Origin of the sequence: Rhodopseudomonas infernalis (assembly GCF_022271405.1) — a bacterium.
GTDB lineage: Bacteria > Pseudomonadota > Alphaproteobacteria > Rhizobiales > Xanthobacteraceae > Rhodopseudomonas > Rhodopseudomonas infernalis.
On record NZ_JAJNAL010000007.1, the window covers coordinates 100893 to 116506 of the forward strand.

General features: G+C 65.5%; 15 protein-coding genes. 6 read left to right on the plus strand and 9 right to left on the minus strand.

What is annotated here, in order from left to right; all coding sequences use genetic code 11:
- Window positions 1–15 precede the first annotated feature (15 nt).
- From LPW26_RS07205 to LPW26_RS07215, 3 genes are all read right to left on the minus strand, one after another.
- Window positions 16–636 (minus strand): GNAT family N-acetyltransferase, encoded by a 621-nt coding sequence (locus tag LPW26_RS07205; protein ID WP_238733823.1) that lies wholly within the window; start codon window positions 634–636, stop codon window positions 16–18.
- Window positions 637–897: 261 nt separating this feature from the next.
- The gene (locus tag LPW26_RS07210) at window positions 898–1296 is read right to left on the minus strand and encodes a PaaI family thioesterase (protein ID WP_238733825.1); all 399 of its coding nucleotides are present in this window, start codon (window positions 1294–1296) and stop codon (window positions 898–900) included.
- Between the two features lie 103 nt (window positions 1297–1399).
- The gene (locus LPW26_RS07215; protein WP_238733827.1) at window positions 1400–2683 is read right to left on the minus strand and encodes an ArgE/DapE family deacylase; all 1284 of its coding nucleotides are present in this window, start codon (window positions 2681–2683) and stop codon (window positions 1400–1402) included.
- A 125-nt stretch (window positions 2684–2808) separates the two neighbouring features.
- On the opposite strand from LPW26_RS07215, the gene LPW26_RS07220 reads away from it, so the two are divergent.
- On the plus strand, window positions 2809–3069 hold the full coding sequence (locus LPW26_RS07220; protein WP_238733829.1) for a DUF6719 family protein: 261 nt from the start codon (window positions 2809–2811) through the stop codon (window positions 3067–3069).
- A gap of 36 nt (window positions 3070–3105) precedes the next feature.
- Here LPW26_RS07220 and LPW26_RS07225 read toward each other — a convergent pair whose 3' ends face one another.
- Both LPW26_RS07225 and LPW26_RS07230 read right to left on the minus strand, forming a co-directional pair.
- Window positions 3106–3522 carry a hypothetical protein gene (locus LPW26_RS07225; protein ID WP_249785086.1) on the minus strand — a complete coding sequence of 139 codons (417 nt, stop codon included), beginning with the start codon at window positions 3520–3522 and terminating at the stop codon, window positions 3106–3108.
- A 22-nt stretch (window positions 3523–3544) separates the two neighbouring features.
- Complete coding sequence (locus LPW26_RS07230; RefSeq protein WP_238733832.1) at window positions 3545–3718, minus strand: hypothetical protein; 174 nt, start codon at window positions 3716–3718, stop codon at window positions 3545–3547.
- A 558-nt stretch (window positions 3719–4276) separates the two neighbouring features.
- On the opposite strand from LPW26_RS07230, the gene LPW26_RS07235 reads away from it, so the two are divergent.
- Entirely contained in the window at window positions 4277–4498 is a 222-nt protein-coding gene (locus LPW26_RS07235) for a hypothetical protein (protein ID WP_238733834.1), read from the plus strand.
- 106 nt (window positions 4499–4604) lie between these two features.
- Here the strand turns inward: LPW26_RS07235 and LPW26_RS07240 are convergent, their stop codons facing one another.
- On the minus strand, window positions 4605–5153 hold the full coding sequence (locus LPW26_RS07240) for a CreA family protein (RefSeq protein WP_238733836.1): 549 nt from the start codon (window positions 5151–5153) through the stop codon (window positions 4605–4607).
- Between the two features lie 313 nt (window positions 5154–5466).
- Here LPW26_RS07240 and LPW26_RS07245 point away from each other — a divergent pair, with 313 nt between their 5' ends.
- The 3 genes from LPW26_RS07245 (at window position 5467) to LPW26_RS07255 (ending at window position 8802) form a co-directional block, all read left to right on the plus strand.
- Window positions 5467–7026 carry a L,D-transpeptidase family protein gene (locus LPW26_RS07245; RefSeq protein WP_238733838.1) on the plus strand — a complete coding sequence of 520 codons (1560 nt, stop codon included), beginning with the start codon at window positions 5467–5469 and terminating at the stop codon, window positions 7024–7026.
- Between the two features lie 205 nt (window positions 7027–7231).
- Complete coding sequence (locus LPW26_RS07250) at window positions 7232–8194, plus strand: polysaccharide deacetylase family protein (RefSeq protein ID WP_238733840.1); 963 nt, start codon at window positions 7232–7234, stop codon at window positions 8192–8194.
- A gap of 38 nt (window positions 8195–8232) precedes the next feature.
- The gene (locus LPW26_RS07255; protein ID WP_238733842.1) at window positions 8233–8802 is read left to right on the plus strand and encodes a dihydrofolate reductase; all 570 of its coding nucleotides are present in this window, start codon (window positions 8233–8235) and stop codon (window positions 8800–8802) included.
- On the opposite strand, the gene LPW26_RS07260 is transcribed toward LPW26_RS07255, so the two are convergent.
- The 3 genes from LPW26_RS07260 to aspS form a co-directional block, all read right to left on the minus strand.
- Window positions 8799–9245, minus strand: a complete 447-nt coding sequence (locus LPW26_RS07260; protein ID WP_238733844.1) for a DoxX family protein — start codon at window positions 9243–9245, stop codon at window positions 8799–8801. The two genes, LPW26_RS07255 and LPW26_RS07260, sit on opposite strands and share 4 nt — an antisense overlap.
- Before the next feature lie 324 nt (window positions 9246–9569).
- Window positions 9570–11879: an NADP-dependent malic enzyme gene (locus LPW26_RS07265; RefSeq protein ID WP_238733846.1), complete on the minus strand. Its 2310-nt coding sequence runs from the start codon at window positions 11877–11879 to the stop codon at window positions 9570–9572.
- A 217-nt stretch (window positions 11880–12096) separates the two neighbouring features.
- Window positions 12097–13869 carry an aspartate--tRNA ligase gene (gene aspS / locus LPW26_RS07270; protein ID WP_238733848.1) on the minus strand — a complete coding sequence of 591 codons (1773 nt, stop codon included), beginning with the start codon at window positions 13867–13869 and terminating at the stop codon, window positions 12097–12099.
- A 259-nt stretch (window positions 13870–14128) separates the two neighbouring features.
- Here aspS and LPW26_RS07275 point away from each other — a divergent pair, with 259 nt between their 5' ends.
- Window positions 14129–15607 carry a protein adenylyltransferase SelO gene (locus LPW26_RS07275; protein WP_238733850.1) on the plus strand — a complete coding sequence of 493 codons (1479 nt, stop codon included), beginning with the start codon at window positions 14129–14131 and terminating at the stop codon, window positions 15605–15607.
- Window positions 15608–15614: the final 7 nt, after the last annotated feature.

Sequence of the window (15614 nt, forward strand, 5' to 3'; positions counted from 1 at the left end):
CGACGGAGTAGCGGTTTAGGCCGCGCGGCCGAGACCCGACATTCTCAGAAACAGATTCCAGCACGCCTGATTGAAGTCGATCAGCGCGCTGGCGGCGCCGGCAGGGATTTCGATCGTCGGGCCGTTTTCTTGCGTCGCTTCCTGGTTCAGGTCGATCGTGCCGGTCGACTCGCCCTGACGGAAGGTCAGGTGCGCGCCGAACTTGTTGGCGAGCGCGCGCATCGCCTGGTTCTGCGCGCCGGTGGTGATGCGCAGATTTTCGTAGCCAAGCGACCGCGCCACTTCCATCAGCTGCTTGAACAGGATGCTGCCGATGCCCTTGCGACGAAGATGGGCTTCGACGCTGAACGCGATCTCAGGCAGACGGTCGGTCGACAGGTCCGGCTGATGTAGTTCCGCGGCGGCATGCACCGCCCCGTCTTCGCCGAAGAACGCGATGATGATCGTGCCGTCGCCGCCGCATTTCATGGCATAGCGGTCGATGAAGCCCTCATCCGCATAGCCGTTGAAACGATCGCGTCGACTCTCCGCATCCAGCCGCAGAAGATGGTCCCTCAGCAGCGGCAGCTCTTGGTTGATCAGCGATCTGATCGTGCCTTTCGACCCGGTGAGATCGGCGATGAGAGCGTCGTACATAGATTCATCTCCTTTGGGGGACGACCCTCAAGGAGGCGTTCGATTCCCTAGACCAAAGATGTATTGTGCAATGCACAATGATATTCAAGATCAAATGGCGTCGCACCAGCGATCGACCGGCCTTCGGCCACCGAACATTGCTAAATGTTCTTAAATTCAAGCTGCTTAACAAACCTTGAGCGAACGCAAACCCTGGCCCCGAAGGTGTTGTTGCACCGCACCCTAGGGATGCTACGGAGGCTGCGCGGGGGCTTCGCGGTATCAAAGAACCATCTGCGTCTGGGTGACGAGACCGACCAGCCGCCCCTCCTCGGTTTCGATTCGGGTCTGCCAGACCTGGGTCCGTTTTCCCCGGTGCACCGGGGTGGCGATGGCCCGGACCGTGGTGCCGGCTTTTGCGGCGGCAACGAAGTTGGTCTTGCTCTCCAGCGTGGTGGTTCCCTTGGCGTCGGCCGGCAGGTTGATGAACGTGGCGGTCGCGCCGACGGTGTCGGCCAGCGCCATCACGGCGCCGCCATGGATCGCATCGCCGAGCGTGCACAGATCCGGACGCACCAGCATGGTGGCAACCACACGATCCGCCCCCGCCTCGATGAACTCGACACCCATCAGAGCCGCAAACGGCAGCGGCCGTGATTTGATCATCTCGAGCGGCGTCATCATCCCTCCGTCGGCCCGCGTCTGGCGCGCGAGCTCTGTTTCGTTGTGGTCGGCAGCCGCACGAGCCTAGTTGCCGGCGGCGGATCGGCAATGACCTCGCAGGTTATTGCGCCGGCTCGACTCCGCACCATTCGGCGATGAACAGCGCGGTGGCCTTGGTCGACTGCCGCAGCGAGTCGAGGTCAATGTACTCGTTGAAGCCGTGCATCGCCTCGCCGCTGGCGCCGAAGCACAGGCTCGGGATGTTGTAGTTCAGCCCGTAAAAGCGGGTGTCGGTGAGCGCCGTGAACACCAGGTCCGGCGTCGCCCCGCCATAGACGGCGTCATAGGCCTTGCCGAACGCGGCTTCCGGCTCGGCCGAGTTGGTCAGCTCGTAGCCCTCGGACAGAAAGCCCGACCACTCCACCTGCGGCGGATTGTTGGAGAGGAAGCGGTGGTCGCGCGACGCCGCCGCGACGCAGGCGAGGATCTCGGCCTGATGGTCGGCGATCGACCAGCCCGGCAGCACAGCGATCCGGCAATCGACATCGCACCAGGCCGGCACGCTGGACGCCCAGTCGCCGCCTCTGATGATGCCGGGGTTGAAGTTGATCGGATGCGTCAGCGTCTTGAAATGCGTGTCGCTCGCCGCGCGGCGATTCCACTCCGCCTCGAGCGTGCCGAGCGCTTCGATCAGGTGATACGCGGCGGTGATGGCGTTGGAGCCGGAGCCGGCGGTCGCGACGTGCACCGGATGGCCGCGGACCTTGAGGCGAAACCAGATCACGCCGACCTGAGAGCGGACCATCTTGGCGCCGGTCGGCTCCGGGATGAAGCAGGCATCGGCACGATAGCCGCGCTGCAATGTCGACAGAGCGCCGACGCCAGTGCTTTCCTCCTCGATCACCGACTGGAAATGGATGCGCCCGGTCGGCCGAAGGCCGGCGGCCTTGATGGCGTCGAGCGCATAGAGCGCGCCGATCGTGCCTGATTTCATGTCGCAGGCGCCGCGGCCATAGAGCCGGCCGTTCTTCACCACCGGGTCGAACGGCGGCGTGTCCCACATGTCGAGCGGCCCGGCCGGCACCACGTCGCAATGGCCCTGCAGGATCAGCGAACGGCCACTCGCATTGCTCGGCCGATAGGTGCCGACCACGGTGCGCGCCTTGGAGAAGTCGTGCTCGATCGGACCGAAGCCGCGCAGATCCTTGAGGTCGTCGACATCGATATGCCAGTCGTCGACTTCGTAGCCGCGCTGCCGCAGCAGGTCGCCGATCATGTCCTGGCAGGGCCCCTCGGCGCCGCGCGTGCTCGGGATCGCGACGAAGTCTCGGGTGGTGGCGAGCTGGGCATCGAAGCCGGCATCGACGGCGTCAAGGATTCGGCGTTGAACATCGTTGACGCTCATGCGATTGCGGCTCCGCTGTTGCCCTGTCCGGAGGTGTGATCAAACCACAGATCGCCAGAATTGCCAGACAGTTTGTCCGCGCCGCGAATCGAGCCACGTTGCACGCCGCGCGTGAAGGAGATCACATGACTGACGTTCGTGTTGTTGGCTGGCCGTGCGCCTTGCTGGTGATCGGTGGATTGGCCCTCGCCTCGCTGACGACGGCCGCGGTGGCGCAGCAGCAGACGGTGTCGCGTGAACAGGACATCGGCGAATTGCGGCTCGGTCAGAAGATTCTGGTGGATGACGGCTCCTGCCCGGCCGGCCAGATCCTCGAAGTCACCGGCGCCAATCTCACGGCGAACGGCGTCACCCGCGTTCGGAAATGCGTCCCGCGGCGGCGCTGAGCCGCTCCCCTCCGGAGACTGCCGACGCCGACCGCTTCAGCGCTGCAGATCGGTGCGGTGGCCGACCGCTTGCTCGGCCGGATCGAACATGCATTGCAGCGCCGGCTTGGCGATCTGACTGAAAGTGGCGCTGATCTGTGCCTGCTTGGCCGGCGGGATCCACTCGGCATCGATGGTCGGGACGCCGCGTTCGCGCATGCCGCGCAGCAGCGCCTCGCGCAGATCGCTGTCCTGCACCGCCGCGGCCGCGTGATCATGCAGGCAGCCGCAGACCGCGACCGGATGCGCCCAGCGACCGGCCATGTGCGCCGTGCACTGGCGGATGAATTCCATCCGGGCGTCGGGGAGATTCCAGAAGGAGCGCGCCTGGGCCTGGGCGCCGCCTCCTGCGGCGAGCAGCACGCCGACGGCGAGCAACAGAAAGCGGCACGATGTCGGCAACCGACCGATCATGGGATAGCTCACCGCGGCGTGCTCACTGTGCCGCGCAGGTGAGCTGCTCGGCGTCCGGCGCGTTCGGTGCACTGGGAAGCGTGGCATCCAGATAAGTGAACGTTCCGATGCCCGGCAGGCTGCCTTCCGACGATCCGGCCATCGACGCACCGCTCACCAGGAAGGCGCAGGCGAGGATCAGGCTCAAGGTTCGCATATCGCGTCTCCGACTCAGTCTTGGCAGCTCGGCTGCCTTGTTGGTTGGACTGATAGACCCCGCGTGTTTCGCTGCCGCTGCACCCGCACGTAAAATGGTTTCGTCGGAACCGAATTGTTTCGTCGCGTGACCTCGTGACGAAACACAGCTGACACCGGGCCCTTCAGGCCGATGGGCCGAGCCACCCCGGCCGCTGCCTGTCCGAAGAACGAGGGCATTGACATCAACCTGTCATCGCCTGGTGTTAGTCGAGCGAGGCGCGAGAGCATCCGTCTGCCAGAGGTGCGCGTTGCGTCAGGGCATCGGCCGGTTCCGCAAGATTGTATTAAACTTGTTCGCATCGAGCGCTTGGTTCGGAGGGACATCCGCCGCTACACAGCAGCGACGGCATACGGACACGCTCTGGCGAATGGTGTCCGATCGCGCGCAGTTGCGGTGAAGCTCACCCGGCGGGCGATTCAAGGCCGTCAGGCCCCAATATCTTGGCTCTCGGCGTCGCGCCCGATGCAACGATTTTAGGCGTCGCGCGTTTTTATTTACATCGTGGAGGAACAACAAATGAGCAGCGAGGCACGCGTGCCGGTATCACCGGCGGATCGCAATAAGGTCGCCCCTGTCATTGGAGCCCAGCCAGTGAGGAAGAGCGGCTTGCCCGGCGAGATGGCTCTGCAGAATCTGTTCGGTCATCCGGCCACGCAGTCGATTCAGCAGGGTCTGGTCCGCCTCGTCGGCCACCGGGCGCCAGTGCGCCCCGGCCCCACTGGCCGCACCGCGACCTGATCTTCCAACCGACCACAACGAAATGGAGCGACCGACGCCGGTCGCTCCATTTGATTCATAGCGTCTGATTCATAGCGTCTGATTTAGAGCGTCAAGTTCCGAGCTGTTACTTGAAGAAGTCGCCGCATTTCTGCACGACCTGATCGGCGGCGCCCCACGGCATGATCGGTACCGACGACGTCGAGTTCTTCGGCGAGCCTTCGATCAGCCGGTCGGAGTACACCATGTAGACCAGCACGTTGCGCTTGGCGTCGCAGCCGCGGACGATCTGCATCTTCTTGAAGAACATCGAGCGCCGCTTGCTGAACATGTCGTCGGCCTGCTCCAACTTCTCCTTGAAGCGGACCGGGCCGATCTGCCGGCACGCCAGGGAGATGTCCGAAACCTCATCGGCGAGGCCGAGCCATCCCTTGAAGCCCCCCTTCTCCGGCACGGTAAAGTGGCAGGCAACGCCTTCGATCTCAGGATCGTCGATTCCATAAGTGGCAAGCCTGTCGTTGGGGCTGAGCAGCTTGAAGACGGTCGACCGGCGGAAGATCAGGTCCGGGTCATCGGCGGCCTGAGCCGAGGCGCAGGCGATGCCCGTCAGAACCAGACCGGCGAGAGCGACAGACTTCAGGCGATTGAAAAGCGCGGGGGTGTGACGACGTGTCATCCGAATCTCCGTAGGATCTGTCAGCCATGTGGGGATCAACAAACGTTGTGAAAGATGCCGGCCCACTTCGACTCTCGTTTAACTCGCTGTGAAGCTTTTTTGTTAGGCTTTCCGCAAATGCGCGACGAATACCGCGCCGGCGCTGGTGAACGGGTTTCTCGCCAGCAACACTAATCTGAAATTCGCCTCTCAAAGATTCGGGGACCTGCGCGTGCGCCTGGAACAGTCATCGCTTTCATCACGACCGGCCCCGCGTACCGCCGAAGGCGAAGTCACATCCGGGACGATATCGCGATCGGCATCCGTCGCGGTGATGCGTGCAGGACTTCTGACCGCGGCCGGCGTGTTCGCCCTCACCTCCCATGCGGAAGCCTCGACGTGGTGGTGGCCGGAAGACGATACCGCCGTGTACGACACCCCCGCACCGCCGCCGCCGAAGCGGGCGCCGCGCAAGCCTCTGAATATCGACGCGCGCCAGGAGAAGCTGATCGAGAAGCAGACCGCCAAACCGCGCGGGCCGATCCTGATCTCGGTGTCGATCGATGAGCAGAAGCTGCGCGTCTACGACGCCAACGGCTTTTTTGCCGAGTCGCCGATCTCGACCGGCATGCGCGGCCACGCCACGCCGATGGGCGTGTTCAGCGTCATCCAGAAAAACAAATGGCACCGCTCCAACATCTACAGCGGCGCACCGATGCCCTACATGCAGCGGGTGACTTGGTCGGGCATCGCGTTGCATGCCGGCGTCGTGCCGGGCTATCCGGCGTCGCACGGCTGCATCCGGATGCCGAACACGTTCGCGATCAAGATGTGGGGCTGGACCCGGATGGGCGCGCGCGTGATCATCACGCCAGGTGACGTCACCCCGACCAATTTTACCCACGCGCTGCTGACCGGAAAACGGACCCCACCGCCGGAAGCGGCGCCGATGGCGTCCGACCCGCAGAAGCCCGCGACGTCCTCGAAATCCGACAAGGCCGCCGCAGCTGAACCGACCGCGCCGACGTCGGGCGAGCTGCGCGCCAGCATCCTGCACGATGGCGAGGTCAGCCCGGTCAAAACCGCCGATGCGAGCGGCGCGCACCCGGACGCCGCCATGGTGGTTGCCGACGTGGGGCACTCGGCTTCGGATGCACCTGCTGCGGACAAGAAGCTGACGGTCGTGGCAGCCGCGTCGGACGACGCCGATCCGGCGACGACTGCCTCGGTCAGCAAGCCCGAGCCGGCCAAGCCGGACGCCGCAAAGCCGCAGACGGCGCAGTCCGCTGCGGACGAAAATACGCCATCGGTCAATGACAAAGCGCCGTCTGCTCAGGCACCGGATCAAGCGGCTGGCGATGCTGGCGCCAAGGACGCCACAAAGGATGCGGCAAAGGATCAGTCCCGCGCCACGGAGCCTGCCGTTGCGGCGACGCCCGAACTGCCCGCGGCCAAGCGTGGCGGCGGACAGATCGCCATGTTTGTCAGCGCCAAGGATCAGAAGCTCTACGTGCGTCAGAACATGACGCCGCTGTTCGACGTTCCGGTCACCATCGCGGCAGGCGAACGGCCGCTCGGCACACACGTCTTCACCGCTGAGCTGGCGAAGGACGACAGCGTGCGCTGGACCGTGGTCACGCTGCCGGCGCCGCGCCGCAGTGAGGAGCTGAGCAGTTCCCGTCGTACCAAGAAGGCTTTGGCGCCGGTTGTGAATGCGGCATCCGAGGTCGAAGGCCCTGCCGCGGCCCTTGATCGGCTGACGATCCCGCCGGAGGCGATGGCCCGAGTCGCGGAAGCGATCTCCACCGGTTCGTCGCTGATCGTGTCCGATCAAGGGATCAAGGCCAGCGGTGAAACCGGTCAGGGAACTGATTTTATCATCAGCCTGCGCTAGTTCCGGACGACCGTACCGATCACCGGCAACAACGCTGTGTCCGCCGCGCCCGCGATCCGCGCGAATCTGCGGGCAACTCGGCGCGGGCGGCGAATAACCGTTGCCGGGGCCGCTTTCCTGCCTCTACGCTGACGCCAACAGGCGGAAGCTATCGCTGCTTGGCGGGGAACGCTGGGCAGCGTACGGCGGCGGAAGGATGACGGGGATGCGGATCGCCACAGGTGTTCTGGTTGCAAGCGCGGTGTCTCTCAGCGCGATCGGTGTCGCCTGGTCGCAGGCGGCGCCAAAGGCCGCCGCCCCCGCTCAGGCCGCTGCACCGGCCGCCACTCCCGCTCCCACGCCTGCTGCGACTCCTGCGCCCGCGCCGGCCCCGGTCAAGCAGGCTTGCGCCAATCCGGACGCGCTCGGCGTCGGCCGCATCGTCGAGATCGACACCACAGGCGGTCCGGGGTTTGGTTTCGAGCATTTCAAGCAGCTCGACTTCCTGCGCGACAAGGAAGTCGTGCTGACCTTCGACGACGGCCCGTGGCCGGTGAACACGCCGGCCGTGCTCAAGGCGCTGGCCGACCAGTGCACCAAGGCGATCTTCTTCCCGATCGGCAAGCACGCCACCTATCACCCGGAGATCCTCAAGCAGGTCGCGGCGGCGGGGCACACCGTCGGCGCCCACACCTGGGCCCACACCAATCTCGGCAACAAGAAGCTCACCGACGACCAGCGCAAGGACGAGATCGAGAAGGGCTACGCCGCGGTGAAGTGGGCACTCGGCGCCGCACCGTCGCCGTTCTTCCGTTTCCCGGCCCTGCAGCATCCGCCCGAGATGGTCACCTATCTGGGTACGCGCAACATCGCGATGTTCTCCTGCGATCTCGACTCGTTCGACTTCAAGGCGCGCAAGCCCGAGCAGGTCGTCGACACCGTGATGAAAAAGGTCGACCGCCTCGGCAAGGGCATCATTCTGATGCACGACTTCCAGAAGAGCACCGCCGAGGCGTTGCCCGAACTGCTGCGCCGGCTGAAGGCCGGCGGCTACAAGGTGGTGCAGATGCGTGCCAAGGCGCCGGTGGTGACGATGGCGAAGTACGACGAGGAACTCGCCAAGAGCAACGCGCTGCCGACCGTCAGCTCGCGGCCGGTCAGCTCCGTCGTTCAGACCATCTCCGAGTAATCGGGTAGCGGCTTGATCATTTGCTTCCTCGAGGCCCGATGACGGGCACGCCGGCGCTGCGCATCGAAGGCTTCGTCATCGTCTCCGGCGAGGGCAATCTGGCGGATGCCGCCGGCGTGATGCCGGATGTTCTGAAATTCGAGGGCGATCAGCGTTTCTTTGCCGACGCGCTAGACCGCGCAGCGCTGATCGTGCACGGCCGCAATTCATTCGAGGACCAGCCAGCTTCGCCGCGCCGCAAGCGGCTGCTGATCACGCGGCAGGTCGCGAGCCTCGGCTCCGATCCGACCAATCCGAACGCGGTGCTGTGGAATCCCGCCGGTTGCTCGTTCGATGAGGCGCGGGCCCGCACGGGTGTCGAAGCGGGAATGGTCGCGGTGATCGGCGGACCGGACGTCTTCGCGATGTTCTACGATCGCTACGACACGTTCTGGCTGTCCGATGCGCCGCATGTTCGCTTGCCCGGTGGCCAGCCGTGCTTCCCGGGCGTGCCGGCGCAGACGCCGCAGCAAATTCTCACCGCTCACGGGCTCGTCGCCGCGGAGCGGATCGTGCTGGACGCAGCTCACGACGTCGGCGTCACGCCTTGGCGGCGCGCGACTGGCTAGACGTCATTCGTCGTGACGACGGTCGTCGTCCCGCGGCCGATGCCGGCGATGATGAACAGCGCGCCGATCAGCGACAGGTTCTTCAGCGCGGCGATCAGATTGGTCTGCGCGTCGATGCCGGACTGGTTCCAGAAGTCGTGGTAGTAGAAGATCGTCGCCGCGACGAACAGCGCCAGCACCAGCGCGAAGAATCGCGCGCCGAAATTCAGCGCAATCATCAGGCCGCAGATCAGTTCGACAGCCCCCGCCCCGATCGCCAGCATCTGGGCGAACGGCATGCCGGCCAGTCCCTCGAGCTGCGACGTGTAGGTGGAGAGCATCTCCGGCACGCCGATCTTCTGCGTCTTCTCCGTCGTCGCCGCCAGATCGATCAGCTTGGCGGCGCCGGAGAAGATGAACAGCACGGAAAACAGGAAGCGCCCGAGAGACACGAAAGCAGGCATGGTCGACCCCACTGGCAAGCGAAAGCGGTGCAGACCGCTCGCCGAGTATGAGGAGTCGCCCGTCGCTTTTCAAACGGTCAGATCGCGTACCGAAGGTTTACGCACCGCGAGTTGATGTAAGCGCGCTGGCGCTGGTTATGGCTGGCGAGCTCAACCACTCCACGCCGGTCATCGCCCGGCTCGTCCGGGCGACCCAGTATTCCAGAGCGGCTGCGGTGATGATCAGCAGCGCTCTGGAATACTGGGCCCTCCGCTTTCGCGGAGGGCGACGGCTGAATGTAGTGTTGGCGCAGTGCCTCGCTTCATTGCGCGCCGGCGTCGATCTCAGGCAAACAGCGTCCGCTGATGTCGCCCTGCCCGTTCCTGCGCCTCCACGACCGCGACGGCGGTCATGTTCAGAATGCCGCGCGGCGTCACCGACGGCGTCAGGATGTGTGCCGGCCGCGCGGGACCGACCAGGATCGGGCCGACCGGCAGCGCGTCGGCCAGCACCTTGATCATCTGATAGGCGATGTTGGCGCTGTCGAGGTTCGGCATGATCAGCACGTTGGCACCGCCCTCGAGCCGGGAATGCGGCAAGATCATTTCGCGGGCGCTTTGCACCAGCGCGCTGTCGCCCTGCATCTCGCCGTCAGCCTCGATCTCCGGGTGACGCTCGGCAAGCAGCGCTGTCGCACGTCGCACCTTCAGGGATGAATCGGTCGGATAGCTGCCGAAATCCGAATGCGACAGGAAGGCGATCCTCGGCTTGATGTTGAAGCGCTGGACATGCACCGCCGCGAGCGCCGCCACTTCGGCCAGTTCCTCGGCGGTCGGGTTGGGACGCACCTGTGTATCGGCCAGGAAGATCGCGCCCTTGCTGGTGATCATCAGCGCCAGCGCCGCATAGTCCGAGACACCGGGTAGCAGACCGATGACGTCACGGACATGACGCAGATGGTTCATGTAGCGGCCGTCGAGGCCGCAGATCATCGCATCCGCCTCGCCGCGGGCCACCGCGAGCGCGGCGATCACGGTCGAGTTGGTGCGCACCACCGTACGCGCGGCCGCCGGCGTCACGCCGGAGCGACCGGCGATGTCGACATAGGACTGCACGTAGGAACGATAGCGCGGATCGTCCTGCGGGTTGACGAGGTCGAAGTCCTCGCCGGCCCTGATCGACAGGCCGCTCCGCTTGATCCGCGCCTCGACCACCGCCGGACGGCCGACCAGGATCGGCCGCGCCAGCTTTTCCTCGAGGATCGTCTGCACCGCGTGCAGCACGCGCTCGTCTTCGCCTTCGGCGTAGATGACGCGCACGGGCTGCGCCTTCGCCTTGGCGAACACCGGCTTCATCACCAGGCCGGAGCGGAAGGCGAAGCGCTCGAGCTGCGCGTAGTAATCGTCGAACGAGGTGATCGGCCGCGTCGCCACGCCCGAATCCATCGCCGCCATCGCCACCGCAGGCGCGATGCGCAGGATCAGCCGTGGATCGAACGGGCTCGGGATCAGCGAGCCGGCGCCGAAGCCGAGCACTTCATCTGTGTCGAGCCCGGCCGCCACCGGATCGGCCGGCGGATCGCGAGCCAATTGGGCGATCGCGTCGACCGCAGCGATCTTCATTTCCTCATTGATCGCCGTGGCGCCGACGTCGAGCGCGCCGCGGAAGATATACGGAAAGCACAGGACGTTGTTGACCTGGTTCGGGAAATCCGAACGGCCGGTGCAGATCAGCGCATCGGGACGCGCCTTGCGGACTTCGTCCGGCATGATCTCCGGCGTCGGATTGGCGAGCGCCATCACCAGCGGCTTCTCGGCCATCTGCTGCACCATCTCGGGCGTCAGCACCTTCGGACCGGACAGGCCGAGGAAGACGTCGGCGTCGGGGATCACTTCGGCCAGCGTCCGCTTGTCGGTCTTCTGCGCGTAGACCTCCTTCCAGCGGTCCATCAGCACGTTGCGGCCTTCGTAGACCAGGCCTTCGAGATCGCAGACCCAGATGTTCTCGCGCTTGGCGCCGAGCGACACCAGCAAGTTGAGACAGGCGAGCGCCGCCGCGCCGGCGCCGGCGGTGACGATCTTGACCTCGGAGATATCCTTGCCCTTCAGCAAAAGCGCGTTCTTGACCGCGGCGCCGACGATGATCGCAGTGCCGTGCTGATCATCGTGAAACACCGGGATCTTCATGCGCTCTTTGAGCTGCGCTTCGATCTCGAAGCACTCCGGGCCCTTGATGTCCTCGAGATTGATACCGCCGAACGTCGGCTCCAGCGCCGCCACGGTCTCGACCACGCGCTCGATCGTGTCGGCGGCGAGCTCGATGTCGAACACGTCGATGTCGGCGAACTTCTTGAACAGAACCGCCTTGCCTTCCATCACCGGCTTGGACGCCAGCGGCCCGATGTTGCCGAGGCCCAGCACGGCGGTACCATTGGTGACCACCGCGACCAGATTGCCGCGCACGGTGAGATCGGCCGCCTGCGACGGATCGGCCGCGATCGCATTACACGCCGCGGCGACGCCCGGCGTGTAGGCGAGCGCCAGATCGCGCTGGTTGGCGAGCGGCTTGGAGGCGTGGACCTCGAGTTTGCCGGGGCGCGGCGAACGGTGATAAGCGAGCGCCTGGGATTGCAGATCTTCAGAATTGGACGCCATGAGGTCTCCGAGCGGCCTCGCCGACAATGCGTCGTCGAATGTGCCGCTATCCTATCAGCAGTCGTTGATACCAATTTGTCGCTCGCATGTCCCGTCGTTCCGGGCATACGCGTCATCACGCCTACGCAACGTCGTCACGTCCTGGTTGCAGCGCGGCTCTGGACACGCCGATGCCCGCGACAGGCGCGGGCATCTCGAATCCGAGCAGGCGGCCCCCTCACTCTTCTTGCAGATTGAGCCGGATGTGCAGCTCGCGCAACTGCTTCGGCGCCACCTGCGACGGCGCGCCCATCAGCAGGTCCTCGGCGCGCTGGTTCATCGGGAAGAGCGAGATCTCGCGCAGGTTCGTGGTGCCGCACAGCAGCATCACGATGCGATCGACGCCCGCCGCCATGCCGCCATGCGGCGGCGCGCCGTATTGGAAGGCGCGGTACATGCCGCCGAAGCGATCGATCACTTCCTGTTCGCCGTAGCCCGCGATCTCGAACGCCTTCACCATCGCCTCGGGACGATGGTTGCGGATGCCGCCCGATGCGATCTCATAGCCGTTGCAGGTGATGTCGTACTGGAAGGCTTTGATCGTCAGCGGATCCTGCGACGTCAGCGCGTCCATGCCACCCTGCGGCATCGAGAACGGGTTGTGCGAGAAGTCGACCTTCTTGTCGTCCTCGTTGTACTCGTACATCGGGAAGTCGACGACCCAGGCGAGCGCGAACTGATCCTTGTCGACGAGATTGAGCTCCTCGCCGACGCGGGTGCGCGCGAGGCCAGCGAACTTGACGAACTTCGACGGATCGCCCGCGACGAAGAACGCCGCGTCGCCGGCCTTCAGGCCGAGCGCCGCGCGGATCGCTTCGGTGCGCTCGGCGCCGATGTTGTTCGCAAGCGGACCGGCGCCCTCGCCGCCTTCACGCCACATGATGTAGCCGAGGCCCGGCTGGCCTTCGCCCTGCGCCCACGAGTTCATGCGGTCGCAGAACGCGCGGCTGCCGCCGCCCGGTCCCGGGATCGCCCAGACCTGGTTGCGCTCTTCTTCGAGCATGCGCGCGAACACCTTGAAGCCCGAGCCGCGGAAGTGCTCGGAGACGTCCTGCATCTCGATCGGGTTGCGCAGGTCCGGCTTGTCGGTGCCGTATTTGCGCATGCTGTCGGCGAAGGCGATGCGCGGCCAGCCCTTGGTGACGCGCTTGCCCTTGGCGAATTCTTCGAACACGCCAGTGATCACCGGCTCCATAGCGGCGAACACGTCGTCCTGCGTGATGAAGCTCATCTCGACGTCGAGCTGATAGAACTCGCCGGGCAGACGGTCGGCGCGCGGGTCTTCGTCGCGGAAGCACGGCGCGATCTGGAAGTAGCGATCGAAGCCCGACATCATCAGCAGCTGCTTGTACTGCTGCGGCGCCTGCGGCAGCGCGTAGAACTTGCCGGGATGAATGCGCGACGGCACCAGGAAGTCGCGCGCGCCTTCCGGCGACGACGCGGTCAGGATCGGCGTCTGGAATTCGAAGAAGCCCTGCTCCTTCATGCGCCGGCGCATCGAGTCGACGATCGCGCCGCGGGTCATGATGTTCTGGTGCAGCTTCTCGCGGCGCAGGTCGAGGAAGCGATAGCGCAGGCGCACGTCTTCCGGATAATCCTGCTCGCCGAACACCGGCAGCGGCAGTTCGCCGGCCGGCCCCAGCACCTCGATCTCGGTGATGAAGATTTCCACCTGCCCGGTCGGCAGATCCGGATTCTCGGTACCCCCGGGGCGGCGGCGCACACGGCCGTCGATCCGCACCACCCATTCGGAGCGCAGCTTCTCGGCATCCTTGAAGGCGGGCGAATCCGGGTCGGCCACGCACTGGGTGATGCCGTAATGGTCGCGCAAATCGATGAACAGCACGCCGCCATGGTCGCGGATGCGATGGCACCAGCCGGACAGGCGAACGGTCTGGTCGATATCGCTGTCGCGGAGCGCGCCGCAGGTATGGGTTCGGTAACGGTGCATGGAAATCCCGGAAAAGCCGTCTTTGGGCAGAATCGAGTGTCCGCAGGCCTGCGGAGAGCGTCAGGGTTTACCCGAGCAGCCCCCCCGCGGCAACCAGATGAAACCCGCGCGGGACGTGGTTTTGTGCGGCACGGCGGCCGGCCGCGCAGGCGCCGGGCCCGGCGGCCTGAAAGGCTGAGCGGTGGCGCAGGCCGCCATATTGAAACCTGACAGTTTCCAGCCGATTGTTTGAAGGCGAACCATTCTTATCTGGTGCCGGATGACCATCCATTTCCCGTTCGACAATAGCTACACCGCCCTGCCGGAGACGTTCTTCGCGCGCGTGGCCCCCACTCCGGTCGCCGCGCCGCGGCTGGTGAAGCTGAACCGCCCGCTGGCCGAACGGCTCCGCCTGGACGCCGACTGGCTGGCCAGCCCGGAAGGCACGGCGGTTCTCGCCGGCGCCCGCGTGCCCGAGGGCGCGGCGTCGATCGCGCTGGCCTATGCGGGCCACCAGTTCGGCCAGTTCGTGCCGCAGCTCGGCGATGGCCGGGCGGTCCTGCTTGGCGAGGTCATCGACAAGGACGGGGTTCGCCGCGACATCCAGCTCAAGGGCTCCGGCCGCACGCCGTTTTCGCGAATGGGCGACGGCCGCGCCGCGCTCGGCCCGGTGCTGCGCGAATATATCGTCAGCGAAGCGATGGCGGCGCTCGGCGTCCCGACCACCCGCTCGCTCGCCGCGGTGCTCACCGGCGAACAGGTGATCCGCGATCCGATCCAGCCCGGCGCCGTGCTGACCCGAGTCGCATCGAGCCATATCCGGGTCGGCACCTTCCAGTTCTTCGCCGCCCGCGGCGACCGGGATGCGGTAAGGGCGCTGGCCGACCACGTCATCGCGCGCCATTATCCGGACGCCGCACAGGCCGAGGCGCCCTATCTGGCGCTGCTCGAGGGCGTGATCGCCCGCCAGGCCGAGCTGATCGCGCGCTGGATGATGATCGGCTTCATCCATGGCGTGATGAACACCGACAATTGCTCGATCGCCGGCGAAACCATCGATTACGGCCCGTGCGCCTTCATGGACACCTTCGATCCCAAGACGGTGTATTCGTCGATCGACCAGATGGGCCGCTACGCCTATGGCAACCAGCCTCCCATCGCGTTGTGGAACCTGACGCGGCTCGCCGAGTGCCTGGTGCCGCTGCTGGCGGACGACGACGACAAGGGCATCGAGATCGCCCAGACGGCGCTCGGCGTCTTCGCGGAACGCTTCAACACCGCCTATCTGGCGCGGCTCGCCGCCAAACTCGGCCTGGCGACCGTGCAGGACGAGGATCCGCAGCTATGCCAGGACTTCCTGGCGGCGATGGCCCGCGGCCGGGCCGATTTCACCCTTGCGTTCCGCCGTCTCAGCGACGCCGCCGGCGATCCATCGGATCTCGGCACGGTTCGGGCTCTGTTCGAGGATCCTGCCGCGTTCGACGAATGGGCGCCGCGCTGGCAGCAGCGGATCGCAACCGAGGAGCAGAATAATACCGATCGGCAGGCTGCGATGCGCGCGGTCAACCCGGCCTACATTCCGCGCAACCATCAGATCGAGGCGGTGATCAGGGCGGCCGTCGACCAGAACGATTTTGCGCCTTTCGAGCGGCTGCTCGAAGTTTTGGCCAACCCCTTCCGGGAACTGCCGGAATTCGCCCGCTATGCACAGCCGCCGCAGCCCCATGAGGAGGTGTTGCAAACCTTCTGCGGAACTTGATCGGCGC

Bases quoted from the DNA above. Each gene is read 5' to 3' on its own strand.
- LPW26_RS07205 (WP_238733823.1), bottom strand. From the start codon at position 636: ATGTACGACGCTCTCATCGCCGATCTCACCGGGTCGAAAGGCACGATC.
- LPW26_RS07210 (WP_238733825.1), bottom strand. From the start codon at position 1,296: ATGACGCCGCTCGAGATGATCAAATCACGGCCGCTGCCGTTTGCGGCT.
- LPW26_RS07215 (WP_238733827.1), bottom strand. From the start codon at position 2,683: ATGAGCGTCAACGATGTTCAACGCCGAATCCTTGACGCCGTCGATGCC.
- LPW26_RS07220 (WP_238733829.1), top strand. From the start codon at position 2,809: ATGACTGACGTTCGTGTTGTTGGCTGGCCGTGCGCCTTGCTGGTGATC.
- LPW26_RS07225 (WP_249785086.1), bottom strand. From the start codon at position 3,522: ATGATCGGTCGGTTGCCGACATCGTGCCGCTTTCTGTTGCTCGCCGTC.
- LPW26_RS07230 (WP_238733832.1), bottom strand. From the start codon at position 3,718: ATGCGAACCTTGAGCCTGATCCTCGCCTGCGCCTTCCTGGTGAGCGGT.
- LPW26_RS07235 (WP_238733834.1), top strand. From the start codon at position 4,277: ATGAGCAGCGAGGCACGCGTGCCGGTATCACCGGCGGATCGCAATAAG.
- LPW26_RS07240 (WP_238733836.1), bottom strand. From the start codon at position 5,153: ATGACACGTCGTCACACCCCCGCGCTTTTCAATCGCCTGAAGTCTGTC.
- LPW26_RS07245 (WP_238733838.1), top strand. From the start codon at position 5,467: ATGCGTGCAGGACTTCTGACCGCGGCCGGCGTGTTCGCCCTCACCTCC.
- LPW26_RS07250 (WP_238733840.1), top strand. From the start codon at position 7,232: ATGCGGATCGCCACAGGTGTTCTGGTTGCAAGCGCGGTGTCTCTCAGC.
- LPW26_RS07255 (WP_238733842.1), top strand. From the start codon at position 8,233: ATGACGGGCACGCCGGCGCTGCGCATCGAAGGCTTCGTCATCGTCTCC.
- LPW26_RS07260 (WP_238733844.1), bottom strand. From the start codon at position 9,245: ATGCCTGCTTTCGTGTCTCTCGGGCGCTTCCTGTTTTCCGTGCTGTTC.
- LPW26_RS07265 (WP_238733846.1), bottom strand. From the start codon at position 11,879: ATGGCGTCCAATTCTGAAGATCTGCAATCCCAGGCGCTCGCTTATCAC.
- aspS (WP_238733848.1), bottom strand. From the start codon at position 13,869: ATGCACCGTTACCGAACCCATACCTGCGGCGCGCTCCGCGACAGCGAT.
- LPW26_RS07275 (WP_238733850.1), top strand. From the start codon at position 14,129: ATGACCATCCATTTCCCGTTCGACAATAGCTACACCGCCCTGCCGGAG.